A 25,456-nucleotide genomic window follows, 5' to 3' on the forward strand; every position below is an offset into this window, starting at 1 on the left:
TGCTTTACTGGCTTGCAAACCTGTTGCGTAAAACCAATGATAGGTTTATTAACGGTTAGGAGTAGACAAGATATGCTGTCACGGATTGAATGTGATATTGCGATGGGTGAAACAGACTGCGCAAAAATAGCTGAAGTTGTTCAGCGGAATATTCTCAAAATATCAGATTTGCTGACAGGGGATTTACGCTGGTACGCTCAGAATGCGCAGTTAGTACCAGACAGTTTAAAAATACTTTCCGTTGAATACCTGGATCTGAATAGTTTTAAATTACTTTACGATTTTCAGTGGAATTTATTTAGTCCCTGTCAGGATCTGAATGAAACGGTGACCCAAACGGAGCGGGTAAATTTTTACATTAAGCCCGGTGCGCTTGAGTTTGATGTGATAGACAACCAGCAACCCTCTCCGGGTGATGAATTGTAATATTTAGTAATTGAGATGAGCAGAACTAATGGTTTTACACTATCTTTAACGTATCCCGTTTAATAACCACCTGAAAGATCGCTTCCTGGCCGCTTTATCCGAACTCGCCGCCCTGCGGCAACTGTGCAAGCTATGGAGGGGAAAAAGATGGACGAATACTCACCAAAACGGCATGATATTGCCCAGCTGAAATACCTGTGTGAGAGCCTGTTTGACGACAGCATGGCAACATTGACTGACAGCCATCATGGCTGGGTAAATGATCCCACTTCTGAAAGCAATCTGCACCTGAACGATCTGATTGAACATATCGCTTCGTTCACCATGAATTACAAAATTAAACACGTTGAAGATGAAGCGCTGATTTCGCAAATCGATGAATATCTTGATGATACTTTTATGTTATTCAGTAACTACGGTATCAATAATCCTGATCTTCAGCGGTGGCAACGTTCAGCAAAACGCTTATTTAATCTGTTCACTGAAGAGTGCGCTTTTCTCCAGCAACCGAGCCATTCATTATAGTACAGACGTGAGAACGCTTTATTTATGAACAAAACACTGACAAAAACTGATTATTTGATGCGACTGCGTCGCTGTCGCTCCCTGGATACCCTGGAGCGGGTGATCGAAAAGAATAAGTATGAATTACCGGAAGATGAATTAGCGGTATTCTATTCGGCAGCTGACCATCGTCTGGCCGAGCTGACGATGAATAAGCTCTACGATAAAGTACCGGGTTCGGTCTGGAAGTTTGTCCGCTAATCTGCTCACCTGCATCTGACGGCATTGTCCCCACATTAAGTACCGGATATTCCTGCCTGCCGGCAAAGGATCGGCCCAGGCGGGTTTTGCCTGTCTGTCACACTGGGGAAGAAGTTCAGGGGGGGGGAAAGTGGTGGGGGCCCTGCCAGCTACATCCCGGCACACGCATCACCTGCTACGGCTGCTTCCTTCCGGATCTGACCGAGTTCACAAGCTAGCATTGCGGGAGAACCAACAGGGCCCCCATTGACAAGCCCTCTTTACGAGAGCGGGGGCATTATCTGGGAAGGGGCTGCCAATTGCAAGCGTCGTCGGGACAACCGTTGTTTTCTTGAACAACCGCCGCGTTGATGCTTTCACCATCGCCTCTGCATGATAAAGTTAACCCTCTTTTTCCTGACGAAATAAGCACATGAATCAGCCTGACACTTTCCAGCAACGCATCTGGCAAATTGTTGCCGCGATTCCATCCGGGTGTGTCACGACCTATGGCGATGTGGCACGACTGGCCGGTTCGCCGCGTGCGGCACGTCAGGTCGGCGGAGTGCTGAGCCGGTTACCCGAGGGAACCACCCTCCCCTGGCATCGTGTCGTCAATCGTCACGGCATGATTTCGCTTCAGGGCGACCAGCTGATACGACAGCGGGATGCACTGGAAGCAGAAGGGATTGTGGTGAGTGATGCCGGTGAGCTGGATCTTGAAACGTATCGCTGGCGATTTGATGGCTGAAAAACGGGGCGGCTCTGCCGCCCCGTTTGCACATTACAGACGGGTGGGTGCAGGCACCGCCGCAGAAGGCGTGACCTGAGTCGGTGATGTCGAAGGCACGGTGGTCGCTGCGCCTGGCTGGGTTGGCATCGCCATTGAAGGCACCGGTACCAGCAGCAGTTCGGCTTTGGTGCCGCCCTGATTGATGACCGGTTTTACGCTGTCAGTGACAAAGGCCAGCTTGCCGTCGATAGCGATGGCGGCGCTTAACAGAATGCGTGCATTTGGCTGGATGTCAGCCGGGTTAAACGGCAGCACAAACTGGAACGGCGCCTGTTTGCCTTCCGTCCGCACCACGCGTTGTGACAGCACTTTTGACGGGGCGTCGGCAACAGACGCATCTGACAGCGTCACGGTTAATACCGCATCCGGCGGCAGCGCGATGCGCTGGCGAATAAAGACTGAACCGCTGACGTTAGGCTGCGCAATCGCCGCCGTCTGTCCGGCTACCGCAGAACCCAACGTTGGTGTTGGCACAGGTTTACTCTTGTCGGCACAGCCCGCAACAGCAACCGCCATAACTACCCCACTGAACACATGCCACAGTTTCATTGATGTCGTCTCCATTTGATCAAAATGATTGTCGGCAGCGAATCCTGCTTACAGCGTTTCACTCGCCGTATGTCCTTAATGTTGGCACAAAAATGAAATTTTGCCTGGCACAGGCAAAGCGGAAAGTCTGATTGACGTCAACTGGTCCGATCTTTCACACTGAGCAGGTCACTATATTGAGGAACGCGCCATGAGTCAGGCACTGCAAAATCTGCTGAATTTATTAAATCTGGAAAAACTGGAAGAAGGTTTATATCGCGGCCAGAGTGAAGATCTTGGCCTGCGCCAGGTGTTTGGCGGTCAGGTGGTGGGTCAGGCGCTCTATGCCGCAAAGCAAACCGTCGCGACCGATCGGACGATTCACTCCTTTCACAGCTACTTTCTGCGGCCCGGCGACAGCCAGAAAGCGATTATCTACGACGTCGAAACCCTGCGTGACGGCAAAAGTTTCAGCGCCCGCCGGGTCAGTGCCATACAGAATGGCCAGCCTATTTTTTATATGACCGCCTCATTCCAGTCACCGGAAAGTGGCTTTGAGCATCAGAATGCGATGCCACAGGTGGCAGGACCGGAAAATCTGGTCACGGAACAGGCGATGGCGCAGAAGATGGCGCACATGCTGCCGGAAAAACTGCGGGAGATATTTATCGCGGAACGTCCGCTGGAGATCCGCCCGGTGCAGATTCACAATCCGCTGCGCGGGCATGTGGACAAGCCTGAGCGGCAGGTCTGGATCCGGGCCAACGGTCCGCTGCCTGACGATCTGCGCATCCATCAGTATCTGCTCGGCTATGCGTCGGATCTCAATTTCCTGCCGGTTGCGCTGCAGCCGCACGGCAAAGGCTTTTTAGAGGCGGACATGCAGGTCGCCACGATCGATCATTCAATGTGGTTCCATCGTCCGTTCGACTTCAGCGAGTGGCTGCTCTACAGCGTGGTAAGTACTTCAGCGTCAGGTGCCAGGGGGTTCGTACGGGGTGAGTTCTACAATCAGCAGGGGGTGCTGGTCGCCTCTACGGTGCAGGAAGGGGTGATGCGCCAGCGAAGCGAATAAAAAAAGGGGCGATAGCTCGCCCCTTTTCGCTGTTTATACTCTCACGCATTACTGGTTGTAAGCGTTCTCGCCGTGGCTGTTAACATCCAGACCTTCGCGTTCGTGCTCTTCCGGTACGCGCAGACCGACAATCAGATCGGCCAGTTTGAAGCCGATGAAGGCCACCACGCCAGACCAGACGATTGTGACGCCGACGCTGAAGAGCTGAACCCAGACCTGATGGCCCATGGTCACACCCTGCGCATAACCGACGCCGCCCAGTGAAGAGGAGGCAAACACGCCCGTCAGGATACAGCCAACAATGCCGCAGACGCCGTGCACGCCGAACACATCGCAGGGGTCGTCCACACGCAGCCATTTCTTCAGAGAGGTCACACCCCACAGACCCGCCAGTCCGCCAACCAGACCGATAATCAGTGCACCGCCGACGCCGACATAACCACAGGCTGGGGTAATCGCGACCAGTCCGGCGATAAAGCCTGAACAGGCGCCCAGCAGAGAAGGCTTACCGCGCACCGCCCATTCACCAAAGGTCCATGAGAGTACGGCACCCGCCGTTGCCACAACGGTGTTCAGGAACGCCAGTGCGGCAATTTCGTTTGCAGCTGAGGCAGAACCGGCGTTGAAGCCGAACCAGCCTACATAGAGGATCGCGGTGCCGGTGAAGACCATCGGCAGATTATGAGGTTTGAAAGCTTCTTTACCAAAGCCGGCACGTTTGCCAACCAGATACGCGCCCACCAGACCCGCTACCGCGGCGTTGATATGCACGACGGTACCGCCGGCAAAGTCCAGCGCGCCATCCTGCGCCAGGAAACCGCCCGCCCATACCATATGCGCGATAGGCAGGTAAGCCAGCGTCAGCCAGACACCGACGAAGATCAGTACGGCTGAGAAACGGATACGCTCTGCAATGGCACCCACAATCAGGCCCACGGTGATGCAGGCAAATGAGGCCTGGAATGCAACGTGGATATACTGATAGAAGCTGCCCATTACCGCGGTCAGCTGGATATTCTTCAGCATGGCCCAGCCAAATCCGCCAAAGAAGGCGTTACCTTCGCTGAACGCCAGTGAATAGCCGTAGACCATCCACAGGACGCACACCAGCGAGAAAGTGACGGCCACCTGCGTCAGCATCGACAGCACGTTCTTACCGCGAATCAGACCGCCGTAAAACAGCGCAATCCCTGGAATTGACATAAACAGCACCAGCGCGGTGCAAATCATCATAAATGCGTTGTCAGCCTTGTCCGCAACGGCAGGCGCAGCCATCGCGAGCGATGGTAACAGTGCCAGGCTGGTCAGGCCCAGCTTAGTCAGAACTTTATTCATTTTTATTCCATCCCATCACAATACTGAGTCGTAATTACAGAGCGGCTTCGTCGGTCTCGCCGGTACGAATACGAATGACGCGCTGCAGTTCAGCCACGAAAATTTTACCGTCGCCAATTTTTCCGGTGTAAGCCGCTTTACTGATGACATCCACAACTTCGTCCAGCTGATCGTCGGCAATAGCGATATCAATTTTGACTTTCGGCAGGAAGTTCACGCTGTACTCTGCGCCCCGATAGAGCTCGGCGTGCCCCTTCTGGCGGCCAAACCCTTTCACTTCGGAGACGGTCAGTCCCTGAATGCCGATAGAGGACAAAGCTTCACGCACATCCTCCAGCTTGAATGGCTTAATTACGACGGTAACCAGCTTCATTGGATCCCCTCCAGCGAGTAAATAGGTAACGTTTACGGACACACAGGGAGATAAGCAAAGGCTGTGCCAGTTAGTAAAAGCGGTGATAATCAGTGGGTCAGGCCGGATGGAGCAAGGTGAGGCTCTGCAGTGGCTCTGAAAAGGGGGAAAAGGAGAAAGCCGGTCAGCGCATCGGGATGCACTCCTTTGGTGCTTCAGGCGTCAAAGGAGTGCATTTATACAGATTAGTCCGATAAAGCTGCGCAAAAAAGGTGCAGGTCAGGCTTCCGCGGTGGCAGGCACGCCCGACGCGAGATCATCCCCGGCCTGCTGAAGCTGATACATCTGCCAGTAGCGGCCCTGCATCGCCAGCAGTTGCTGGTGCGTGCCCTGCTCGACCACCCGGCCGCGATGGAGGACCAGGATTTTGTCGGCATCAATAATCGTGGAGAGACGGTGAGCAATTACCACCAGCGTGCTGTGCTGACGCAGTCTGGCCAGCGTCTGCTGAATCGCCTGTTCCGTGCCGGAGTCAATATTGGCCGTTGCTTCGTCCAGAATCAGTATCTGCGGCAGATCGACCAGCACCCGCGCCAGCGCCAGCAGCTGCTTCTGCCCGACAGACAGGTTATTCCCCTGCTCACCCAGCCGGGTGTGAATCCCCTCCGGCAGAGCCTGCGCCAGGGGCGCCAGCCGGACCTGTTCCAGCACCGTCCAGACCGCCTCTTCGCTGATATCACGGCCCAGCCGGACATTGGCCAGCAGCGTATCCGCCAGCACCACCGGGTCCTGCTGCACCATGGCGATCCCGTGTCGCAGCACGCTATGGCTCAGATCCCCAATCGGCCGGTCATCAATGCGGATCTCACCGCGCGTCACCGGGTAGTAGCCCATTAGCAGGTTTGCCAGCGTGCTTTTGCCGCTGCCGGTATGTCCGACCAGCGCCACAAATTCGCGCGGCGCCACCTCAAGATTGATCTCACTGAGTACATCGCGGTTTTCACGGTAGGCGAAACTCAGATTGTTCAGCGAAATGCGGCCGGAAGCCAGCGGCTGCTGGCTGTCGCCATACTGCTGCTGCGCGGCATCCATGAGTTCAAAGATGCGCTCACCGGAGACCACCGCCTGCTGCAACATCGACTGCTGTGTGGTCAGCTCAATCAGCGGCTCATTCAGGCGTCCCAGATAGGTGATGAAGGCATAGAGCACACCGACTTCAAAAACGCCGGGCACGGAGAAGCTGAACAGAACCAGCAGGCCGCACAGCACCATCGCGGAAAAGAGGCTCAGCAACGGGCGCAGCAGAAAGCCGTCGAGACGCAGCGTTTCCATCCGCGCCAGGTAGTGAGAGCGACTGGCCTCGCCCATCCGCTCGCCGAAGCGGGCCTGCTGACGAAACTGCTGGATCACGCTCATGCCGCTGATCACTTCGTTAAAGCCGTTGTTGATGTCGGCCAGATAACCGCGAACCCGGCGGGCAATCGGCGTGCTGAAGCGCTGATAGATCACCATCACCATCAGCACCAGCGGGAAGATCATCATCGCCACCAGCGCCATGCGCCAGTCAAGGCTGAACATCGCCACCATCATGGCCCCGACCAGCGCGGCACTGCGCAGCACGGTTGAGACCACCGTGACGTAGAGATCGCGGATGACTTCGGTGTCGTTGGTCACGCGTGAAATAATCTGACCGACCGGCTGGGTATCGAAGGCGCTCAGCGGCTGACAGAGCGCGGCATTCATCACATCGCTGCGTAACCGCTGCACCACGCCGATCGCCGCCCGGTTGAATAACAGCGCCTGCCAGTAGTGGAGCGCGGCGGCCAGTAGCTGAAGCAGAATGAAACTGACCAGCAGGCCAGCGACCAGCCCCCAGGGCATCTGATGTTTCGCCACCAGATTGTCGATAAAGTAGCTGACCAGCACCGGTCCGGTCACTTCAGCAGCGGCCGCGATCCAGAGCAGGCCGACTGCCAGCGACAGGGATTTACGCCAGGGCTTACCGTAGCTCAGCAGGCGCTTCAGGGTAGGCCACAAGCGGGCAGACTTAGCCATGCGGCACTCCTTTCTCATTTTCATCATCATCCAGTGCGGCTTCCAGCTGCTGATAACGGAACATATCCCGATACCAGCCGGGCGTTCCGCTCAGCGTATCGTGGTCGCCGCGCTGGGCGACGCTGCCCTGCTGCATCACCAGAATTTCGCTGGCTTCCGTCAGCGCCGATAAGCGGTGCGCGCTGATAATCAGCGTGCGTCCCTCTCCCCAGATGCGCAGGTTATGCAGAATTTCATGTTCGGTTCGGCCATCCACCGCAGAAAGCGCGTCATCCAGAATCAGGATTTCGGCATTCAGCAGCAGAGCCCGGGCAATGGAAAGGCGCTGCTTCTGTCCCCCGGAGAGCATCACACCCCGCTCCCCGACTTCCGTTTCATAACCCTGTGGCAGACGCAGGATATCGTCATGCACGCAGGCGAGCCTGGCGGCCTGTTCGATCTCCTGCCGGGTCGCGCCCGGTTTCCCCAGCGCAATGTTATTAGCCACGCTGTCAGAGAAGAGGAACGGCGTCTGGCTGACCACCGCCAGACGGCTGCGCCAGCTGTCGAGCCGCAGCTGCGGCAGCGGGATCTGGTGGTAGCGGATATCCCCCTGCTGAATGTCAAAGTGGCGCTGAATCAGGCTGAGCAGCGTGCTTTTGCCGCTGCCGGTCGGGCCGCACAGTCCCAGCATCTGACCGGGTTTCAGCTGAAAGCGGACATCGCTTAACACCGGCGCCGTGCTGGCCGGATAGTGAAAAGCTCGAATCGCCACCTGAAGCGTTCCGGGGTCAGGCGGCAGCGTTTTGTCACCATCTTCCACCGCCGGTGCTTCCGCCAGCAGCGCGCCGATGCGGCTCCATGCGGCACTGCCGCGTTCGACAATATTAAACATCCAGGCCAGCGCCAGCATGGGCCAGATCATCAGGCCGAGATACATCACGAAGCTGGTGAGCTGACCCAGCGTCATCTGATCATGCCACACCAGCCAGCTGCCGCCGCCAATCGCCAGCAGGTTTGAAAAGCCGATGGCGATATAGATAGTGGGATCGAAACGGGCATCAACCCGCGCTACGCGCAGGTTTTTCTCACCGGTGTCGCGGGCGATAGCGGAAAACTGCTGTGACTGATGCTGCTCAAGCCCAAAGGCTTTGATCATGCGGATGCTGGTCAGGCTCTCCTGCGTCTGGTCGTTAAGGCTGGAAAAGGCTGCCTGAGCCAGCTTAAAGCGATCGTGCAGTTGATTACCGTAACGATGGATGACGATCGCCATCACCGGCATCGGCACCAGCGAGAGCAGCGTCAGCTGCCAGCTGATCTGGGTGCTCATCACCAGCAGCACGCCACAGCCCATAACCAGCGAGTCCACCAGCGTCAGCACCCCTTCCCCGGCAGCAAACACCACCCGATCCACGTCGTTAGTGGCGCGCGCAATCAGGTCACCCGTGCGATGGCGCAGATAAAATGCCGGTTGCTGACGACTCAGCTGACGATAAAAATCTTCACGCAGCTCGACCGCCAGCTGGTAGGAGGCGCCAAACAGCAGCACGCGCCAGACATAGCGCAGCAGATAGACCACGACCGCCGTTGCCAGCATGACCCCAATCCACATCATGATGCGACCGGTACTCATGGTGTCGCCTGTCACGCCGTCAACAATGATCCCCACCACATGCGGCGGCAGCAACTGCAGAACAGCAATAACAATCAGCAGGATGACCGCGCCCAGATAGCGTCGCCACTCCCGCAAAAAATACCAACTTAACTGACTGAATAATCGCACAGCGCTGTTCTCAATCTCAGGCCCCCAGAGGGGCAACGGGTAAAGCCGTGGTGTATTTAATCTCTTCCATGGCGAAGCTGGAGGTCACATCGATCAGGCCGGGCACGCCGTTGACTAATCGCTTATAGAAAGCATCATAGCTTTTCATGTCGGCCACCTGAATGCGCAGCAGGTAGTCATACTCGCCTGCCATACGGTAAAAGGCCATCACCTCCGGCATGCTATTGACCACCGAGACAAAGGTCTGATACCAGTCACGGCTGTGCTGCTGGGTTTTAACAAACATAAACGCCGTCAGTGACAGGCCGATTTTGTCACCGTCCAGTAACGCCACCCGCGCGCGAATAATGCCATCATCTTCCAGTTTTTTCAGTCGCTTCCAGCAGGGCGTGGTCGTGAGATTGACGGCATCTGCCAGCGCCTGCAGCGACAGCGTGCAGTCCTGCTGCAGCAGCGCAAGCAGCTTAAGGTCAGTTTTGTCTAACATTCGCGTCTCCGGGAGAATCATTTTCTCCATTAACGCGATTTTAGCGGTAATTTTGCAATCTCTTTTTCCTGCACGTGCCATAAAATAGCCGGACTGTTTATAACCGGATGACTGAGATGCAGACCTGCTGGATTCGCCACGCTATCAACGAAATCAACGCCGATTTTCAGCGATCGGCCGAGACGCATCTGATCCGTTTCGATCTGGCGGATTTTCCCGGCATCTGGTTCTACCTGAAAGATGAGAGTACCCATCCCAGCGGCAGCCTGAAGCATCGCCTGGCGCGCTCCCTGTTTCTTTATGGCCTCTCTAACGGCTGGATTAAACAGGATACGCCGATTATTGAAGCCTCGTCAGGCAGCACGGCTGTTTCTGAGGCCTACTTCGCACGGCTGCTGGGACTGCCCTTCATTGCGGTGATGCCAGCCAGTACGGCAAAACGGAAAATTGAGCAGATCGCCTTTTATGGCGGGCGGTGTCATTTTGTCGAGGATCCCTGCCAGCTCTACGCGGAATCTGAGCGGCTGGCGCGTGAACTGAACGGCCACTTTATGGATCAGTTTACCTATGCTGAGCGTGCAACCGACTGGCGCGGCAATAACAACATCGCGGAGAGCATTTTCCGTCAGATGCAGCATGAACCCTATCCGATCCCTCATACGGTGATTATGAGTGCGGGCACCGGCGGCACCTCCGCCACACTGGGGCGCTATATCCGCTATCAGGGACTCGAAACGAAACTGCTGGTGGTCGATCCCCAGCACTCGGTGTTTTTCGATTACTGGCAGCAGCGTGATGCCACCCTGACCAGCACCCGTGGCAGCCTGATCGAGGGGATTGGCCGTCCGCGGGTCGAGCCGTCATTTATGCCCGATGTGATCGACGAAATGATCAAAGTGCCGGACGGCGCAACGCTGGCCGCGATGCTGAAACTGGAAAAGATTCTGGGACGCAAGCCGGGTGCCTCTACCGGCACCAACTTCTGGGGCATGATGCAGGTGGCGAAACGCTTACGGGCGGCAAATCAGTCGGGCGCGCTGGTCACGCTGTTATGTGACAGTGGCGAACGCTATCCCGACAGCTACTATCAGCCGGAATGGGTGGCAAAACATATCGGTGATATCACGCCGTGGCAGCGCGAGCTGGCGTAAAAAACCGGACTTCCAGTCCGGTTCACGGCAATCCTCAGCATTCGGGGGAATACGCGAGGTGGGGTGTCGCCAGCCAGTGATTTAAATAATGGGACACCGCCTGTGTCCCGCAATGCCCTAACACCGGCAGATGCGGAAGCGCCCTCTTTAACTGCGCCATCGCATTACCCATGATGAAACCCTGCCCGGCCTGAGCCAGCATCTCGCGATCGTTCATCGCATCCCCGAATGCCATACACTCCGCCATGGTCAGGGAGAGGTGGTCACACAGCAGCGCCAGCGCGCTGCCCTTGTTGCAGTTTGCGGGCAACACTTCCAGACAATCCTCCGCAGAGAAACAGATGTTGACCTGATTGCCCAGCACGGCATCCAGCTGCGTTTTAAGCTGACACAGGTGCTGATGCCGATCGATGAAGCAGATTTTTGTTACCTGATGCGCGGGCAGCGTTTTAAGGTCGCACAGCTGATAGCCAAATCCGCTCATCTGATGCGCCACCAGCAGTTCAGGCTGCGGCCGGTCGGTAAACCAGCCCTGGTCGTTAAAGATGTGCATCGTGGCAGTCGTCTCCCAGTGACGATGGATTACCTCTTCGGCGACGGCAGAAGGCAGATCGCATCCAAACAGCCGCGTACCCTGCCGGTCATGTATGCGGGTGCCATTCCCCGTGATAAGCCAGGCGGGCAGAATCATTTTTTCCCGCAGAGTCTGCATCTCCAGCAGGTGGCGGCCCGTCGCCAGCGCGAGATGAAGACCCCGTGAATGTAACGCCTGAAGACTCTCCAGTGTCTGCTGTCCCAGCTGGTGATCCGGCAACAGCAATGTGCCATCCATATCGAACGCGGCTAAACGCATCATGACTCTCCTCCTGCTGAAAAGTTGAGTCCCACTATTGCCTGTTAATTACGGAACTAATAGTGAATACTTTTAAAAAATTGTTCCGGGTTTACGATGCGCGAACTTCACCGTATTCATCAGTTTCAGCGCCTGTGGCAGCAGAGTCAGGGGGCGCCTCAGCAGACCTGCGTGGCGGAGATGGCCTGTCACTGCATCTGCAGCGAGCGTCATCTGCGCACGCTGCTGTCACACTGGCAGCAGTCGGGCTGGCTCAGCTGGCGGGGTGAAGCGGGCCGGGGTAAACAGGGCCTGGTCACTTTTCTGCGCACGCCTGAAGCGTTACGTCAGCAGCTGCTGCAACGGCAGCTCGATACCGGCGCGGCGGCAGACGCCTTGCAGCTGCTGGATCTGCCGCCGGAGCGGCTGATGACTCTGCTGCGGCCGATGATGGGGGGACAGTGGCAGAACGATACGCCGGTGCTGCGCATCCCCTACTATCGCCCGATGGAGAGCACAGCGCCGCACCAGATTACCGGTCGGGCTGAACAGCATCTGGTGCGCCAGATCTACTCCGGCCTGACCCGCTTTGAGCAGGATGCACCGGTCGGCGATCTGGCTCATCACTGGCAGCACGATGAAACGGGATGTCACTGGCTATTCTGGTTACGGCCTCAGCTGAGGTGGCACAACGACGAGCCGGTTCAGGCGGAGCAACTGGTGTCGCAGTTTCGTCAGCTGTTGCAGGAACCGCGCGTCGCACTGCTGCTGGCCGACGTGGAGAGCGTGGAAGCGCCGCATCCGCTGGCCCTGCGTTTTGTGCTGCGGCAACCTGATTTCTGGCTACCGCACCGGCTGGCGCATCTGCTGTGCCTGCTGCCCCATCCCGATCGTCCCGCCATCGGCAGCGGTCCGTGGAAACTGCTTCACTTCAGCCCTGAACTGGTCAGGATGGAGAGTCATGCGCAGTGGCATCTGCAGCGTCCACTGTTGCAGGCGGTGGAGTACTGGATTACGCCACAACTGTTCGACCCCCGCCTGGGCAGCAGCTGTCGTCATCCGGTGCAGATCGCCATCGGCGATGCCGCCGAGCTTAAGACGCTGCAACCGGTCAGCAACAGCATCAGTCTCGGTTTCTGCTATCTGCTCTGCCGCCCGCGTGACGGATTTACTGCCGAACAGGCGCGCAGCGTTTTCCATCTGATCCAGCAAAGCGGCATCGTCAGCCGGCTGCCTCTTGATGAAGGCTTAATTACGCCCAGCAACGAGCTGTTGCCTGGCTGGCCGGTGCCGCCGATCGAGGCGGTGCCTGGCCCCCTGCCCGCCACGCTGACACTCCACTATCAGCTGCCGGTTGAGCTGCATCAGATGGCGCAGGCGTTATGTGAATTACTCAGGCAGCACGGCTGTCATCTCAGGGTGATTTTTCATCCGGTCAAAAGCTGGCAAACCATTCATCAGCTTGATGAGGCCGACCTGGTGATGGGCGATCGACTGATTGGCGATGCCCCGGTATTTACACTGGCGACCTGGCTGGCACTGGATCCGCTGTGGCGGCCTCTGTCAGCGACCCCGCAGGGCAAAGCGGTACAGAGACAGCTGCTGGCTATCCAGCAGATTGCTGACGGTCAGGCCCGCTCCCGCGCGCTGCATCAGCTTTATCATCAGCTGATGGCGGACGGCGTTCTGCTGCCGCTGTTCAACTATCGCTACCAAATCTACGCGCCGCCCGGCGTCGAAGGGATTGAACTCAATACGCTGGGCTGGTTCGATTTCAGCCGCGCATGGATTCCGCCGCCGATTGATCCGCCGTGCAGCTGTTCAGCGGCGGAATGAGGCATTACCATAAGCGCAAAATTACTTATCAGGGAAATGCCATGAAACGCGCTGTTGTTGTTTTCAGCGGTGGACAAGATTCCACAACCTGCCTGGTTCAGGCTTTAGCACTTTATGATGAGGTGCACTGCGTCACCTTCGATTACGGACAACGCCATCGGGAAGAGATTGAGGTGGCCCGGGAACTGGCTATCAGGCTGGGTGCGCGCGCGCACAAAGTGCTGGATGTCACTATGCTGAACGAACTCGCCGTCAGCAGCCTGACGCGCGATAGCATTCCGGTACCCGCCTACAATCCTGACGCCACCGGATTACCGAGTACTTTTGTGCCGGGTCGCAATATTCTCTTTCTGACGCTGGCCTCGGTTTATGCCTATCAGGTAGAGGCCGAAGCGGTGATCACGGGCGTCTGCGAAACCGATTTTTCCGGCTATCCCGATTGCCGCGATGAGTTTGTTAAAGCCATGAACCAGGCGGTCACGCTGGGCATGGCGCGCACTCTCCGCTTCGAGACGCCGCTGATGTGGCTCAATAAGGCGGAAACCTGGGCGCTGGCGGACTACTGGCAGCAACTGCCGCTGATTCGCGAAGAGACGCTGACCTGCTATAACGGCGTGAAAGGTGACGGCTGCGGTGAGTGTGCAGCCTGTCATTTACGGGCCAACGGCTTGCAGGGTTATCTCAGCGATCGTGCGGGCGTGATGGCCGCAATGAAAGCAAAGAGCGGCCTTAACTGAGGCCAGCAGCGATGGCGGCAGCGATCGGGTTTGCCGCCTTTTTTTCTCATGCCATCAGACGCATCAGTCGCTCCCGCAACGCCCCTTCCAGGGTGACCGCCTTCTGGGTGCGCAAATCGATGCAGACAAAGGTCAGCGCAGCATCGGCAACCACTGTCTCCTGGCCTGCCAGCAGCACCCGCTGCGCGATGACGCCACTCCTGCCATTTAACTGCGTAATCTCACTGACGATGGTGAGTACGTCGCCCAGTACGGCCGGGCGACGGTAGTTGATGTTAATATTGACCACCACAAACGCCAGTTTCTGCTCCTGCAGCCAGTGGAATGCTTCAGCCTCTTCCAGCCATTGCCAGCGCGCCTCCTCAAGAAATTCAAGATAACGCGCATTGTTGACGTGCTGATAGACATCCAGATGGTAGCCGCGCACTTTTATGGTGGTCTGCATGGTCATGCTCTCCTGCTTTGGGTGAACTGGTTGGACCTGTTCACTTTAGCAGAGCGGCCGGTTCAGCGCGGGTTATGCATCACAGATGCGTACTGCCTCACAATTTCAGCCGGCCTGCATTACGTTCTATCAGCGCATTCCCGATCCCCGGCACTTCGCTGAGTTGCTGGATCGCGCTGAACGGTCCGTACTGTTCGCGATAACTGACAATGGCCTGGGCCTTTTTCAGCCCCACACCGTTCATCACGGCAGAGAGCTGTTCCGCCGTCGCATCGTTGATGCTGACCTGACCCGGCTGAGCAACGTCGCTGATCGCTTTTTCCGGCGCAGGCAATGCGTTCTGGCTGATGGACGTGCTGGCAGGATCGGGGGCCGCAGCGACGCTGCTGTGGCAGAACGCGCCGCCCAGCGCGAGTGAGAGATAGAGGGCAACGACTTCATGTTTAGCCATGCTGTGTTTCTCCTTGTGTGTAAACAGCAGCGACAGCGTGTCACGACGGTGCACAAGGCACAAAAGCGGGATTTCAGAAATGGAAAAGGCCGCGAATGCGGCCTTGGGTTATTACAGTGGTTTCGCGGTTTCTGCGAGGCTTACTGCATTTGTGCGGCTGCGCCGTACTTGATTTTTGCCTCTTTGCGCAGATTTTGCAGTAACGCTTCAAAGGTCAGCTGGGCATTGTTCTGCGTGACACCTTTGACCATTTCATCAATCTGCGCCTGTGGCATGGTGCCGGTTTTCACCTTATCCACTGCCACCAGCACCACGTTGCCCTGCATATCTTCGCTCACGCCCCACGACGGTTTGTTATCCGCAGGCTGAGGCAGATTAAAGGCAGCCTGTGCCACCGGATCCTGCACGTTGCGATCGACCGTTTTACTGGCGCTCAGCGTCAGGCCTGCTGCGGTCAGCGCATCCTGCTTACCGGCTTTAAGCGCATCCAGCAGTTTGTCCGCCTGGGCTTTCGCCTGCTGCGTCGCTTTATCATGCTTCAGCGTGTCGGTGATCTGCGCTTTAACCTGATCCAGCGGTTTTACCGCTTCCGGTTTGTGATCGCTGATACGCAGCACAAAGGCGCGGTCGCCATCCACGCTGATGATATCGGAGTTATTACCCGGCGCACCGTTCTGTCCCACCAGGCCACCGTTGAAGATAGCCTGCTTCACCGGATCAAAATTAAGCGCGTCTGGCAGTGAATCCTGACTGAACCAGCCGGTCTCCTGCGCCTTCAGACCGGAAGCCTGCTCGGCCCCCGCCAGTGACTCATTATCGTTGCTCGCCGCTTCGCTGACTTTCTGCTGCAGTTTGTAGAAGGCATCAACGCCCTTTTCCTGCTTCACTTTCGCGGCAATCGCACTGTGAACGTCAGCCAGCGGCTTAACCTGCTCTGCCTGGATATCGTCAAGACGCACGACCAGGAAGCCTACTGACGACTTGATCACGCCCGACATCTGGCCTTTCTCTGTCAGGCCCGCATTTTTCAGCTCATCCGGTGTGGTAGACGGTTCCAGCCAGCCCATGTCGCCGCCCTTACGCGCGGAGATAGGGTCAATGGATTTGGCTTTTGCCACGTCCGCGAAAGAGGCGCCCGCTTTCAGCTGAGCCAGAACGGCATTAGCATCCGCTTCCGTTTTGGTCTGGATAACGCTGTAGCGGGTACGCTGTGGCTGCGTGTAGTCCGCTTTATGCTGATCGTACCAGGCCTGAATATCCGCCTCGCTGGCATCCTGCTGCATGCTGGCGGCATCCATCAGGATATAGCTGACGCGGAACTGCTCTGGTGCCATAAAGCTGCTTTTATGCTGCTGATAATACTGGCTGATTTCGTCATCGGTGACGGTCTGTTTCGCCGCCAGCGCGTTCACATCCAGCGTCGCCTGACGGATATCACGCTGCTGGGACACCAGGTCCACCAGCCGGCTCGCTTCGCCTTTCAGCGTGAAGTCGGTATTGGCAACGGCATTGATCAGCTGTTGATTGGAGAGCTGTTTACGCAGCGCTTCAGCATACTGGTCAGCACTGAAACCCATGCTGCCGATCAGATTGAGGTATTTCGCATTATCGAATTTACCGTTGGTCTGAAAAGCCTGCTGGTTGAAGATAGCCTGTTTGACCTGATCGTCACTGATGCTGAGGTGGAGATCTTTGATATAGCTGTCAAGTAGCGCCCGGTCGATTAACTGAGACAGCGCCTGCTGACGCATCTGCTGCATGTAACCGTCGTTGCTGGCCAGCTGCGAGAACTGGTCACCCAGCATCTGCTGCTGACGGCTGCGTTCGCTGTTGAACGCCTGCTCCAGCTGCGCGCGGCTAATCTCCTGACCGTTTACTTTGGCCGCATAGTCGTTATTGCCGCCAATCAGATAGTTGCCAACGCCCGTCAGCACAAAGGAGAGGATAATCAGCCCCAAAATAATCTTGAGCACGACATGGTTCGACGCCGCGCGTAAATTGTCCATCATGGTATGGCAACACTCCGCTGTAGTGTGAATGTAAAGCCCGGTCGCCCTTCGCCTCTGGCTGGCGACTCACGCAACTGCTGGCTTAGCTGGCAGTCTCAATCCGGTCCAGGTCCATCTAACGGCCCGATTTTCACCGATTAAAACAAAAAAGGCACATCTCATTGATGTGCCCGTATGTTACATGAGAACGCGTTCATCGTCCTCTCATCCACTGAAGAAAATGCGTCAATGAATCTGTTCGTTATTCTTAATTGACTGCGTCTTTCAAGGCTTTACCGGCACGGAAACCTGGCACTTTACCGGCCGGGATCGTGATCTCTTTACCGGTTTGCGGGTTACGGCCAGTACGCGCAGCACGGTCACGTACAGAGAAAGTACCGAAACCGACCAGAGCCACTTCATCACCGTCTTTCAGCGCATCAGAAACAGAGCCCATAAATGCATCTAAAACACGTCCCGCTGCCGCTTTAGAAATGTCAGCATCAGCAGCAATTTTGTCGATCAATTGTGACTTATTCACTCTCTTCATCCCCTCTTTTATTATTTCACATCGTACCCCGGCTTCCCGCCGGGTACGAACGCGCAGCAAGTTATATCAAGCCTGTGGAGCCGAAACAACGGAATTTCTCTGAGAACGTCATGCCGGCAGCCACCTAAATTAGCGGCACAAAAAAAAGCTGGCAAGCGTCAATTGCCTTGCCAGCTTCGCTTTTTAACGGTTTATGCCGCTAATCACTATTTTGCTGTTGCGACCTGCATACCGTATGGCGCATTTTCCAGTGCCAGATTCAGCACCTCTTCAATGCGTTTCACCGGATGAATCGCCAGATCGGCAATCACGTTCTGAGGAATATCTTCCAGATCACGCTTGTTGTCGTCCGGGATCAGTACGGTTTTGATGCCACCACGGTGTGCGGCCAGCAGTTTCTCTTTCAGGCCGCCAATCGGCAGCACCTGACCACGCAGGGTGATCTCACCGGTCATCGCCACATCGGCGCGCACCGGGTTACCGGTCAGACAGGAGACCAGCGCGGTGCACATCGCGATACCGGCACTTGGGCCATCTTTTGGCGTCGCGCCTTCCGGAACGTGAACGTGAATATCACGTTTTTCGTAGAAGTCACCATTGATACCCAGCTTCTCGGCACGGGCACGCACCACGGTCAGCGCAGCCTGAATCGACTCCTGCATCACTTCACCCAGCGACCCCGTATAAGTCAGCTTGCCTTTACCCGGCACACAGGCGGTTTCGATGGTCAGCAGATCGCCGCCCACTTCGGTCCACGCCAGTCCGGTCACCTGACCGACACGGTTTTCGCTGTCAGCACGGCCATAGTCGAAGCGCTGAACGCCCAGGAAATCCTTGAGGTTCTCGCCATCGATGGTGATGTGCTTTTTCGTCTTGTCCATCAGCAGTGACTTCACCGCTTTACGGCACAATTTCGACAGCTCACGCTCAAGACTACGCACCCCGGCTTCGCGGGTGTAGTAGCGAATGATGCCGATGATGGCGCTGTCTTCAACCGTAATCTCACTGGCTTTCAGGGCGTTACGCTCAATCTGCTTCGGCAGCAGATGCTGCTTAGCGATGTTCAGTTTTTCATCTTCGGTGTAACCCGACAGACGAATCACTTCCATACGGTCAAGCAGCGGAGCCGGAATGTTCATGGAGTTTGACGTGGCCACGAACATCACATCTGAGAGGTCATAGTCGACTTCCAGATAGTGATCGTTGAACGCAATGTTCTGTTCCGGATCGAGGACTTCCAGCAGCGCCGACGCCGGATCGCCACGCATGTCAGAGGACATCTTGTCGATTTCATCCAGCAGGAACAGCGGGTTTTTCACCCCGACTTTTGCCATTTTCTGAATGAGTTTACCCGGCATTGAGCCGATGTAAGTCCGACGGTGACCACGGATTTCCGCTTCGTCACGCACGCCACCCAGAGCCATACGCACATATTTACGTCCGGTCGCTTTGGCGATCGACTGACCGAGGGACGTTTTACCTACCCCTGGCGGTCCGACCAGGCAGAGAATCGGCCCTTTGATTTTGCTGACGCGACTCTGAACCGCAAGATACTCGAGAATACGATCCTTCACGCGCTCCAGACCGTAGTGATCGGTATCCAGTGTCTCCTGCGCTTTACGCAGATCTTTCTTCACTTTGCTGCGCGCGTTCCACGGAACCTGTACCATCCAGTCGATGTAGCCACGCACTACGGTCGCTTCCGCCGACATCGGAGACATCATTTTCAGCTTCTGCAGCTCAGCTTCGGCTTTCTCACGCGCCTCTTCCGGCATTTTTGCCGCATCGATTTTGCGTTTTAACGCTTCATATTCGTCCGGCGCGTCATCCATCTCGCCCAGCTCTTTCTGAATCGCCTTCATCTGCTCATTCAGATAGTACTCGCGCTGGCTCTTCTCCATCTGCTTTTTAACACGGTTGCGAATACGCTTCTCAACCTGCAGCAGATCGATTTCAGATTCCATCATCGCCATCAGATATTCCAGACGTTCGTTAACGTCGGACATCTCCAGCACAGACTGTTTGTCTGCCAGTTTCAGTGGCATATGTGCAGCAACGGTGTCGGCAAGGCGCGCCGCATCGTCAATATTGTTCAGTGAGGTCAGGACCTCAGGTGGGATCTTTTTATTCAGTTTGATGTAGCCTTCAAACTGGTTGATCGCCGTGCGCACCAGCACTTCCTGCTCGCGCTCTTCAATTTCCGGCGAAACCAGGTATTCAGCTTGTGCCACAAAATGGTCACCGTTATCGGCCAGCGTCGTGATATGGGCGCGCTGTAAACCTTCGACTAGAACTTTGACGGTGCCATCCGGCAGTTTCAGCATTTGCAATACTGATGCCACGGTCCCTACTGAAAAGAGATCGTTAATGCCAGGTTCATCCGTTGAAGCCTCTTTCTGTGCGACCAGCATGATTTTTTTATCATGATCCATTGCGGCTTCAAGGCACCGAATTGATTTTTCCCGGCCAACAAACAACGGAATTACCATGTGCGGATAAACCACCACGTCGCGCAGCGGCAACACGGGGATTTCAATGCGTTCAGAACGCTCAGGATTCATAGAGCTCTCTCTTTGTTTAATGTCCGCCAGGTGATGGGAACCGCATCAGGCAGGTATGCAGTTAAACCCACAGGTATCTGAGTATATGGGGATGATTGTCTGACATTCAACGTCACAGAGGCGAGAAAAGCAAAAGGGGAAACATTTTCCCCTTTTTTAAGATAACAATGTGGACGATCTGTTTAATTATTCGCCAGATGCCTGCGCTTCGTGCTTACCGTAAATCAGCATCGGTTCAGACTGACCGTCAATAACTGACTCATCAATCACTACTTTTTCGACGTCATCCATAGAAGGCAGGTCATACATCGTTTCCAGTAACGCGCCTTCAACAATCGAACGCAGACCACGTGCACCGGTTTTACGTGACATCGCTTTTTTCGCAATAGCGGTTAACGCCTCGTCACGGAACTCCAGCTCGACGCCTTCCAGGTTGAACAGCGCCTGGTACTGTTTGGTCAGGGCATTCTTCGGCTCACGCAGAATCTGAATCAGGGCTTCTTCACTCAGCTCGCTCAGGGTCGCCACAACAGGCAGACGGCCGATAAACTCAGGGATCAGACCAAATTTGATTAAATCTTCAGGTTCACACTGTGAAAGCAGTTCGCCTTCGCTGGCTTTCTGCGATTTCCCTTTCACGGTTGCGCCGAAGCCGATACCGGATCCGGTTTCAACACGCTGCGAGATCACTTTGTCCAGACCGGCGAATGCGCCGCCACAGATAAAGAGAATTTTAGAGGTGTCAACCTGCAAAAATTCCTGCTGAGGATGCTTACGTCCGCCCTGCGGTGGAACCGCGGCTACAGTACCTTCAATCAGCTTCAGCAGCGCCTGCTGAACACCTTCGCCTGACACGTCACGGGTGATCGACGGGTTGTCAGACTTACGTGAAATTTTGTCGATTTCATCAATGTAGACGATGCCGCGCTGCGCTTTCTGCACGTCATAGTCACACTTCTGCAGCAGCTTCTGGATGATGTTTTCGACATCTTCACCCACGTAACCCGCTTCAGTCAGCGTGGTTGCGTCAGCCATGGTGAACGGCACATCCAGCAGGCGCGCCAGCGTCTCAGCCAGCAGCGTTTTACCGCTCCCGGTCGGACCAATCAGCAGAATGTTACTTTTGCCCAGCTCAATACCGTTGCTGGTATCGCCATTGCGCAGACGTTTGTAGTGGTTGTAAACCGCAACCGCCAACACTTTCTTCGCTCTCTCCTGACCGATGACATAATCATCAAGATGATGGCGAATTTCATGTGGGGTTGGCAACGCACTGCGTTCACGATGCGGGGCAACTTCTTTGATCTCTTCGCGAATGATGTCGTTGCACAGGTCAACACACTCATCGCAGATATACACTGACGGCCCGGCAATCAGCTTTCGCACTTCATGCTGGCTTTTGCCGCAAAAAGAGCAGTACAGCAACTTTCCTGAACCGTCTTTGCGCTTATCTGTCATCAGTTAACCTCTTCTTGTTCTCAGGCCGTACCTGCGTACGGCGCAGGCCGTGCAGTGACGGCCGAAATTCATTCAACCCGTAATAGTACCGTTGTCCTGTTAACTATAGACCAGGGACAAGGGTAAGTCGGGTCTTATTGGCGATGCGTCAGAATTGAATCGACTAAGCCATACTCTACCGCTTCACTGGCAGAGAGGAAACGGTCACGCTCGGTGTCGCGCTCAATTTCTTCCAGCGATTTACCGGTGTGCTCAGCCATCAGCTCATTCATACGCTGTTTCACCTTCAGGATCTCGCGCGCATGGATTTCGATGTCTGACGCCTGGCCCTGATAGCCGCCCAGCGGCTGGTGGATCATGACGCGTGAGTTTGGCAGGCAGAAACGTTTACCTTTGGTCCCCGCGGTCAGCAGGAAAGCGCCCATGGAACAGGCCTGACCCATACAGATAGTGCTGACGTCCGGCTTGATGAACTTCATGGTGTCGTAAATCGACATGCCAGCCGTGATCACGCCGCCCGGTGAGTTAATGTAGAGATAGATATCTTTTTCCGGGTTTTCCGCTTCCAGAAACAGCATCTGCGCGACGATCAGATTCGCCATATGGTCTTCGACCTGGCCGGTCAGGAAGATCACACGCTCTTTCAGCAGACGGGAGTAAATGTCGTAAGAACGCTCACCACGCGAAGTCTGTTCAACAACCATTGGCACCAGCGCATTGTGCGGTGCAGTATATTCACGATCGCCACTGTATGACATTACCGTCTCCTGGATAAATTTCATTGGCAACATTCTGTACCGATTCTACGAAAGACGCGCGGGAAACTCCACGCCACGTCTCTTTCCGACACCTTCAGGACGGTTAATCAGCCAGCCTCACTCTTCTTCCTGCATACTCCCTATATCTGGGGATAGTGCACGCCTGTTTCAAGCATAACAATCTTTTCCCTGTTCGCTAACCCGGAAAAAGCGATGCGTGAATAATTTGCTGGTTAATTAAGCAAATAGAGGGGAAGAATCGCGTGCTGCGCGTCAAAACAAAAAAGCCCGCGACTTTTCAGTCGCGGGCTTAGCACATACCGTTAAAGGTCTGATCAGGCCTGAGCGGTCTGGTTCATCAGATCCTGGAAGTTGGTCTCTTTCTCGGTCACTTTCGCTTTCGCCAGGACCGCTTCAACCGCCTGCTCTTCCAGCGCAACGTTGCGCATGTTGTTCATCAGCTCGTTATTCTTGCTGTAGAACTCGATCACTTCCTGCGGATCTTCATACGCAGAAGCCATCTCTTCGATCATGGTGTTAACGCGTGCTTCATCCGCTTTCAGCTCATGGGTACGAATCACTTCGCCCAGAAGCAGGCCGACAACAACACGGCGTTTCGCCTGCTCTTCGAACAGTTCGCGAGGCAGTTCCAGCGCCTGCTGCTCGTTGCCACCAAAACGCTGTGCAGCCTGACGACGCAGAACGTCGATTTCGCTATCAACCAGCGCAGCAGGAACGTCGATTTCGTTAGCCGCAACCAGACCGTCGATCGCCTGTGATTTGATGCGGTTACGGATAGCGCCTTTCAGCTCACGATCCATGTTCTTACGGACTTCAGTGCGCAGACCGGCAACAGAACCATCTTCAACGCCGAAACGTTTGATGAACTCTTCAGTCAGTTCTGGCAGCTCGCGCGTTTCAACTTTCTTCAGCACGATCTCGAACTTCGCGTCTTTCCCTTTCAGGGTTTCTGCGTGGTAGTCGTCCGGGAATTTCACGTCAATGGTGAACGTCTCGCCCGCTTTGTGACCCACGATGCCTTCTTCAAAGCCCGGGATCATGCGGCCCTGGCCCATGGCCAGAACGAAATCAGAGGCTTTGCCGCCTTCGAACTCTTCGCCGTCAACGGAACCGTTGAAGTCGAGGGTCGCGCGATCTTCTGCACCGGCCGCTGCGTCGCTTTCAATCCAGTTAGCCTGCTGCTTGCGCAGGGTATCCAGCATGGTGTCAACGTCAGCATCGGTAACTTCAACCAGAGGTTTTTCGACTTCGATGTTTTCCAGGCCTTTCAGCTCAACTTCCGGATACACTTCGAACTCAACCGCGTAGGTGAAATCCTGACCTTCTTTGTACTCGCCTGGCACGTAGTTAGGTGCGCCAGCCGGGTTGATTTTTTCTTTGATGATGGCGTCAACGAAGTTGCGCGTCATCAGCTCGCCCAGCACGTCCTGGCGGACAGAAGCGCCGTAACGCTGTGCGACGATGTTCATCGGCACTTTGCCTTTACGGAAACCATCGATGCGAACTTTCCTGGCAACGTCAACCAGTTCTTTTTTTACTGCGCTTTCGATGCTGTCAGCAGCGACAGTAATCGTAATGCGACGGCCCAGGCCCTGAGTGGTTTCTACAGAAACTTGCATCTTGTTACCTCAAAAAATCACGTGCTCGGTCAACTTCAGACACCACACATCGTGAAATGCGCCGTATCCAACAACCGGGACGGCTTCCGTGAAGAGAACCTGATCCCTGTTACCAGAAGCGTCCCGAAGACATTCCGGAAAAATAGACGCAGCATTATAGCGGCATCGCTGGAATGAGTCGAGGATGGTAACTCACCACTTTTCAGCAGCTTTGCTGCTTTTTTGAGCCAGGGATCGCGTTTTTCGCTAAATAAACGAAAAAACGGCCCGCAGGCCGTTTCAGAGAAGGGAGATCAGGCGAGGGTTCCGGCCCCACGACAGTTCGGCGAAGCCAGCACGGTATCCTGCAATCCTTCCCACTCTTTCAGTGTGTAGGTGTGCAGGGCTAAGGCATGGACGCTGCCGGCGAGTTCTGCCGCCAGTTCGCCATAAATCAGACGGTGACGCGCCAGAAAGCGCTGGCCTGCAAAGCAGTCGCTGACAATAACCACTTTGAAGTGACTTTCGGAACCGGCAGGCACATTATGCCGGTAACTTTCATCATGCACTTCCAGATGAGCTGGCTGAAATGCCACACGCAGCTTTTCTTCTATTTGTTCGCGGATCATGGCTATTACTCCTCAATGGCGAGCGCGGTGCCCCATCTCATTCAATCTTAGTCGCTTTTACTGCGCTTACCCGTCAGCCGACACGAAATATTCGTTCAGGCGTCGGCCAGCTTCCGGCGCGCATCATAACGCAGCTGAAACGAACAGCAAACAGACCCGCCAGTGACCCCGCGCAAAACATCTTCAGAGACAATTTCCCCTGGCGCAGGGCTTTTTTCACTGCCGGGCAATGCTATGATGAACGCCATTTTTGCAAACCAACCCCCTGACACCAACGAGAAAAAGTATGTTGAAAAAACTGTTATTCCCCCTGTTGGCTGCGTTCATTTTAGCCGGCTGTGCAACCAGCAATAATACCCTCACCATTCAGCCTAAGATTGAGCTGCCACAGCGCGATCCGGGCCTGATGGCGGTCACCGTCAGCATCAACGGAGCCGATCAGCGTCAGGATCAGGCGCTGGCAAAAGTGAACCGTGACGGTCAGCTGGTGACCCTGACACCATCGCGCGACCTGCGTTTCCTGCTGCAGGAAGTGCTGGAGAAACAGATGACGGCACGTGGCTACATGGTGGGACCGAATGGCGCGGTCGATCTGCAGATCGTAGTGAACAACCTCTATGCTGACGTTACCCAGGGCAACGTGCGCTACAGCATCACCACCAAAGCGGACATCTCTATCATTGCTACCGCCAAAAACGGCAGCAAACAGGTTAAAAATTACCGCCAGACTTACAGCGTAGAAGGCGCGTTCAGCGCAACGAACCAGAAGATTACTAACGCGGTCAACGCCACCATGAGCGATGTCATCGCAGACATGGCACAGGACACCAGCGTCAACGACTTCATCAAACAGAACGCGCGTTAATTTCGCCTCTCCTCTGCCC

Annotated in this window: 25 protein-coding genes and 1 other RNA gene; 9 read left to right on the forward strand and 17 right to left on the reverse strand. The window is 55.5% G+C overall.

Going from position 1 to position 25,456, the window contains the following annotated elements; all coding sequences use genetic code 11:
• Positions 1 to 72 precede the first annotated feature (72 nt).
• The 3 genes from FJW00_RS06360 to hha all read left to right on the forward strand — a co-directional run bounded on the left by FJW00_RS06360 (position 73) and on the right by hha (position 1,191).
• Positions 73 to 426 carry a hypothetical protein gene (locus FJW00_RS06360; RefSeq protein ID WP_140923305.1) on the forward strand — a complete coding sequence of 118 codons (354 nt, stop codon included), beginning with the start codon at positions 73 to 75 and terminating at the stop codon, positions 424 to 426.
• A gap of 147 nt (positions 427 to 573) precedes the next feature.
• Positions 574 to 951: an Hha toxicity modulator TomB gene (gene tomB / locus FJW00_RS06365; protein WP_046101364.1), complete on the forward strand. Its 378-nt coding sequence runs from the start codon at positions 574 to 576 to the stop codon at positions 949 to 951.
• Between the two features lie 24 nt (positions 952 to 975).
• Positions 976 to 1,191 (forward strand): hemolysin expression-modulating protein Hha, encoded by a 216-nt coding sequence (hha, locus tag FJW00_RS06370; RefSeq protein WP_003850458.1) that lies wholly within the window; start codon positions 976 to 978, stop codon positions 1,189 to 1,191.
• Positions 1,192 to 1,331: 140 nt separating this feature from the next.
• Here the strand turns inward: hha and ffs are convergent.
• An RNA gene (gene ffs / locus FJW00_RS06375) (signal recognition particle sRNA small type) lies at positions 1,332 to 1,428 on the reverse strand.
• A 175-nt stretch (positions 1,429 to 1,603) separates the two neighbouring features.
• On the opposite strand from ffs, the gene FJW00_RS06380 reads away from it, so the two are divergent.
• Positions 1,604 to 1,921, forward strand: a complete 318-nt coding sequence (locus tag FJW00_RS06380; RefSeq protein ID WP_111207332.1) for an MGMT family protein — start codon at positions 1,604 to 1,606, stop codon at positions 1,919 to 1,921.
• 33 nt (positions 1,922 to 1,954) lie between these two features.
• Here the strand turns inward: FJW00_RS06380 and FJW00_RS06385 are convergent, their stop codons facing one another.
• On the reverse strand, positions 1,955 to 2,512 hold the full coding sequence (locus tag FJW00_RS06385; RefSeq protein WP_058956361.1) for a YbaY family lipoprotein: 558 nt from the start codon (positions 2,510 to 2,512) through the stop codon (positions 1,955 to 1,957).
• Between the two features lie 190 nt (positions 2,513 to 2,702).
• Here FJW00_RS06385 and tesB point away from each other — a divergent pair, with 190 nt between their 5' ends.
• Positions 2,703 to 3,566: an acyl-CoA thioesterase II gene (gene tesB / locus FJW00_RS06390; protein WP_140923306.1), complete on the forward strand. Its 864-nt coding sequence runs from the start codon at positions 2,703 to 2,705 to the stop codon at positions 3,564 to 3,566.
• A gap of 48 nt (positions 3,567 to 3,614) precedes the next feature.
• Here tesB and amtB read toward each other — a convergent pair whose 3' ends face one another.
• From amtB to FJW00_RS06415, 5 genes are all read right to left on the reverse strand, one after another.
• Positions 3,615 to 4,901: an ammonium transporter AmtB gene (gene amtB, locus FJW00_RS06395; protein WP_009091680.1), complete on the reverse strand. Its 1,287-nt coding sequence runs from the start codon at positions 4,899 to 4,901 to the stop codon at positions 3,615 to 3,617.
• Positions 4,902 to 4,935: 34 nt separating this feature from the next.
• Positions 4,936 to 5,274, reverse strand: a complete 339-nt coding sequence (gene glnK / locus FJW00_RS06400) for a P-II family nitrogen regulator (protein ID WP_003850469.1) — start codon at positions 5,272 to 5,274, stop codon at positions 4,936 to 4,938.
• Positions 5,275 to 5,532: 258 nt separating this feature from the next.
• Positions 5,533 to 7,308, reverse strand: a complete 1,776-nt coding sequence (locus tag FJW00_RS06405; RefSeq protein ID WP_140923307.1) for a SmdB family multidrug efflux ABC transporter permease/ATP-binding protein — start codon at positions 7,306 to 7,308, stop codon at positions 5,533 to 5,535.
• Positions 7,301 to 9,070, reverse strand: a complete 1,770-nt coding sequence (locus FJW00_RS06410; protein ID WP_046102021.1) for a SmdA family multidrug ABC transporter permease/ATP-binding protein — start codon at positions 9,068 to 9,070, stop codon at positions 7,301 to 7,303. The genes FJW00_RS06405 and FJW00_RS06410 overlap by 8 nt, the downstream gene beginning before the upstream one ends.
• A gap of 16 nt (positions 9,071 to 9,086) precedes the next feature.
• Positions 9,087 to 9,557, reverse strand: a complete 471-nt coding sequence (locus FJW00_RS06415; RefSeq protein WP_046101361.1) for an Lrp/AsnC family transcriptional regulator — start codon at positions 9,555 to 9,557, stop codon at positions 9,087 to 9,089.
• Between the two features lie 116 nt (positions 9,558 to 9,673).
• Between FJW00_RS06415 and FJW00_RS06420 the strand changes: the two genes are divergently transcribed.
• On the forward strand, positions 9,674 to 10,708 hold the full coding sequence (locus FJW00_RS06420) for a PLP-dependent cysteine synthase family protein (protein WP_009091687.1): 1,035 nt from the start codon (positions 9,674 to 9,676) through the stop codon (positions 10,706 to 10,708).
• A gap of 34 nt (positions 10,709 to 10,742) precedes the next feature.
• Here FJW00_RS06420 and cof read toward each other — a convergent pair whose 3' ends face one another.
• On the reverse strand, positions 10,743 to 11,564 hold the full coding sequence (gene cof, locus FJW00_RS06425) for an HMP-PP phosphatase (RefSeq protein ID WP_140923308.1): 822 nt from the start codon (positions 11,562 to 11,564) through the stop codon (positions 10,743 to 10,745).
• Between the two features lie 93 nt (positions 11,565 to 11,657).
• Between cof and FJW00_RS06430 the strand changes: the two genes are divergently transcribed.
• A complete protein-coding gene (locus tag FJW00_RS06430) occupies positions 11,658 to 13,376 on the forward strand; it encodes an SgrR family transcriptional regulator (RefSeq protein ID WP_140923309.1) in 1,719 nt (572 codons plus the stop codon).
• Positions 13,377 to 13,417: 41 nt separating this feature from the next.
• A complete protein-coding gene (gene queC / locus FJW00_RS06435) occupies positions 13,418 to 14,113 on the forward strand; it encodes a 7-cyano-7-deazaguanine synthase QueC (RefSeq protein WP_009091692.1) in 696 nt (231 codons plus the stop codon).
• A 46-nt stretch (positions 14,114 to 14,159) separates the two neighbouring features.
• Here queC and FJW00_RS06440 read toward each other — a convergent pair whose 3' ends face one another.
• The 9 genes from FJW00_RS06440 to bolA form a co-directional block, all read right to left on the reverse strand.
• Positions 14,160 to 14,558 (reverse strand): acyl-CoA thioesterase, encoded by a 399-nt coding sequence (locus FJW00_RS06440; protein WP_140923310.1) that lies wholly within the window; start codon positions 14,556 to 14,558, stop codon positions 14,160 to 14,162.
• A 97-nt stretch (positions 14,559 to 14,655) separates the two neighbouring features.
• Positions 14,656 to 15,009 carry a helix-hairpin-helix domain-containing protein gene (locus FJW00_RS06445; protein WP_033736593.1) on the reverse strand — a complete coding sequence of 118 codons (354 nt, stop codon included), beginning with the start codon at positions 15,007 to 15,009 and terminating at the stop codon, positions 14,656 to 14,658.
• Positions 15,010 to 15,149: 140 nt separating this feature from the next.
• Complete coding sequence (ppiD, locus tag FJW00_RS06450; protein WP_140923311.1) at positions 15,150 to 17,018, reverse strand: peptidylprolyl isomerase; 1,869 nt, start codon at positions 17,016 to 17,018, stop codon at positions 15,150 to 15,152.
• Positions 17,019 to 17,265: 247 nt separating this feature from the next.
• Positions 17,266 to 17,538, reverse strand: a complete 273-nt coding sequence (gene hupB / locus FJW00_RS06455) for a nucleoid-associated protein HU-beta (RefSeq protein ID WP_009091701.1) — start codon at positions 17,536 to 17,538, stop codon at positions 17,266 to 17,268.
• Between the two features lie 215 nt (positions 17,539 to 17,753).
• Complete coding sequence (gene lon / locus FJW00_RS06460; protein ID WP_046101355.1) at positions 17,754 to 20,108, reverse strand: endopeptidase La; 2,355 nt, start codon at positions 20,106 to 20,108, stop codon at positions 17,754 to 17,756.
• Between the two features lie 186 nt (positions 20,109 to 20,294).
• Positions 20,295 to 21,566 carry an ATP-dependent protease ATP-binding subunit ClpX gene (clpX, locus tag FJW00_RS06465; RefSeq protein WP_009091705.1) on the reverse strand — a complete coding sequence of 424 codons (1,272 nt, stop codon included), beginning with the start codon at positions 21,564 to 21,566 and terminating at the stop codon, positions 20,295 to 20,297.
• 134 nt (positions 21,567 to 21,700) lie between these two features.
• On the reverse strand, positions 21,701 to 22,324 hold the full coding sequence (gene clpP / locus FJW00_RS06470) for an ATP-dependent Clp endopeptidase proteolytic subunit ClpP (protein WP_009091707.1): 624 nt from the start codon (positions 22,322 to 22,324) through the stop codon (positions 21,701 to 21,703).
• Positions 22,325 to 22,659: 335 nt separating this feature from the next.
• Positions 22,660 to 23,964: a trigger factor gene (gene tig, locus FJW00_RS06475; RefSeq protein ID WP_009091709.1), complete on the reverse strand. Its 1,305-nt coding sequence runs from the start codon at positions 23,962 to 23,964 to the stop codon at positions 22,660 to 22,662.
• 293 nt (positions 23,965 to 24,257) lie between these two features.
• Positions 24,258 to 24,572 carry a transcriptional regulator BolA gene (gene bolA, locus FJW00_RS06480; protein WP_008924895.1) on the reverse strand — a complete coding sequence of 105 codons (315 nt, stop codon included), beginning with the start codon at positions 24,570 to 24,572 and terminating at the stop codon, positions 24,258 to 24,260.
• A gap of 286 nt (positions 24,573 to 24,858) precedes the next feature.
• Here bolA and FJW00_RS06485 point away from each other — a divergent pair, with 286 nt between their 5' ends.
• Positions 24,859 to 25,437, forward strand: coding sequence for a lipoprotein (locus tag FJW00_RS06485; RefSeq protein ID WP_009091711.1), 579 nt, complete (start codon positions 24,859 to 24,861; stop codon positions 25,435 to 25,437).
• Positions 25,438 to 25,456 lie beyond the last annotated feature (19 nt).

It is taken from the genome of Pantoea anthophila (assembly GCF_006494375.1).
Lineage (GTDB): Bacteria > Pseudomonadota > Gammaproteobacteria > Enterobacterales > Enterobacteriaceae > Pantoea > Pantoea anthophila.

Coding starts and splice junctions, on each gene's coding strand:
- FJW00_RS06380 (WP_111207332.1), top strand. CDS start 1,604: ATGAATCAGCCTGACACTTTCCAGCAACGCATCTGGCAAATTGTTGCC.
- tomB (WP_046101364.1), top strand. CDS start 574: ATGGACGAATACTCACCAAAACGGCATGATATTGCCCAGCTGAAATAC.
- tesB (WP_140923306.1), top strand. CDS start 2,703: ATGAGTCAGGCACTGCAAAATCTGCTGAATTTATTAAATCTGGAAAAA.
- clpP (WP_009091707.1), bottom strand. CDS start 22,324: ATGTCATACAGTGGCGATCGTGAATATACTGCACCGCACAATGCGCTG.
- FJW00_RS06415 (WP_046101361.1), bottom strand. CDS start 9,557: ATGTTAGACAAAACTGACCTTAAGCTGCTTGCGCTGCTGCAGCAGGAC.
- FJW00_RS06440 (WP_140923310.1), bottom strand. CDS start 14,558: ATGCAGACCACCATAAAAGTGCGCGGCTACCATCTGGATGTCTATCAG.
- bolA (WP_008924895.1), bottom strand. CDS start 24,572: ATGATCCGCGAACAAATAGAAGAAAAGCTGCGTGTGGCATTTCAGCCA.
- FJW00_RS06430 (WP_140923309.1), top strand. CDS start 11,658: ATGCGCGAACTTCACCGTATTCATCAGTTTCAGCGCCTGTGGCAGCAG.
- glnK (WP_003850469.1), bottom strand. CDS start 5,274: ATGAAGCTGGTTACCGTCGTAATTAAGCCATTCAAGCTGGAGGATGTG.
- FJW00_RS06445 (WP_033736593.1), bottom strand. CDS start 15,009: ATGGCTAAACATGAAGTCGTTGCCCTCTATCTCTCACTCGCGCTGGGC.
- hha (WP_003850458.1), top strand. CDS start 976: ATGAACAAAACACTGACAAAAACTGATTATTTGATGCGACTGCGTCGC.
- FJW00_RS06420 (WP_009091687.1), top strand. CDS start 9,674: ATGCAGACCTGCTGGATTCGCCACGCTATCAACGAAATCAACGCCGAT.
- ppiD (WP_140923311.1), bottom strand. CDS start 17,018: ATGATGGACAATTTACGCGCGGCGTCGAACCATGTCGTGCTCAAGATT.
- clpX (WP_009091705.1), bottom strand. CDS start 21,566: ATGACAGATAAGCGCAAAGACGGTTCAGGAAAGTTGCTGTACTGCTCT.
- amtB (WP_009091680.1), bottom strand. CDS start 4,901: ATGAATAAAGTTCTGACTAAGCTGGGCCTGACCAGCCTGGCACTGTTA.
- FJW00_RS06485 (WP_009091711.1), top strand. CDS start 24,859: ATGTTGAAAAAACTGTTATTCCCCCTGTTGGCTGCGTTCATTTTAGCC.
- tig (WP_009091709.1), bottom strand. CDS start 23,964: ATGCAAGTTTCTGTAGAAACCACTCAGGGCCTGGGCCGTCGCATTACG.
- lon (WP_046101355.1), bottom strand. CDS start 20,108: ATGAATCCTGAGCGTTCTGAACGCATTGAAATCCCCGTGTTGCCGCTG.
- queC (WP_009091692.1), top strand. CDS start 13,418: ATGAAACGCGCTGTTGTTGTTTTCAGCGGTGGACAAGATTCCACAACC.
- FJW00_RS06385 (WP_058956361.1), bottom strand. CDS start 2,512: ATGAAACTGTGGCATGTGTTCAGTGGGGTAGTTATGGCGGTTGCTGTT.
- cof (WP_140923308.1), bottom strand. CDS start 11,564: ATGATGCGTTTAGCCGCGTTCGATATGGATGGCACATTGCTGTTGCCG.
- FJW00_RS06405 (WP_140923307.1), bottom strand. CDS start 7,308: ATGGCTAAGTCTGCCCGCTTGTGGCCTACCCTGAAGCGCCTGCTGAGC.
- FJW00_RS06360 (WP_140923305.1), top strand. CDS start 73: ATGCTGTCACGGATTGAATGTGATATTGCGATGGGTGAAACAGACTGC.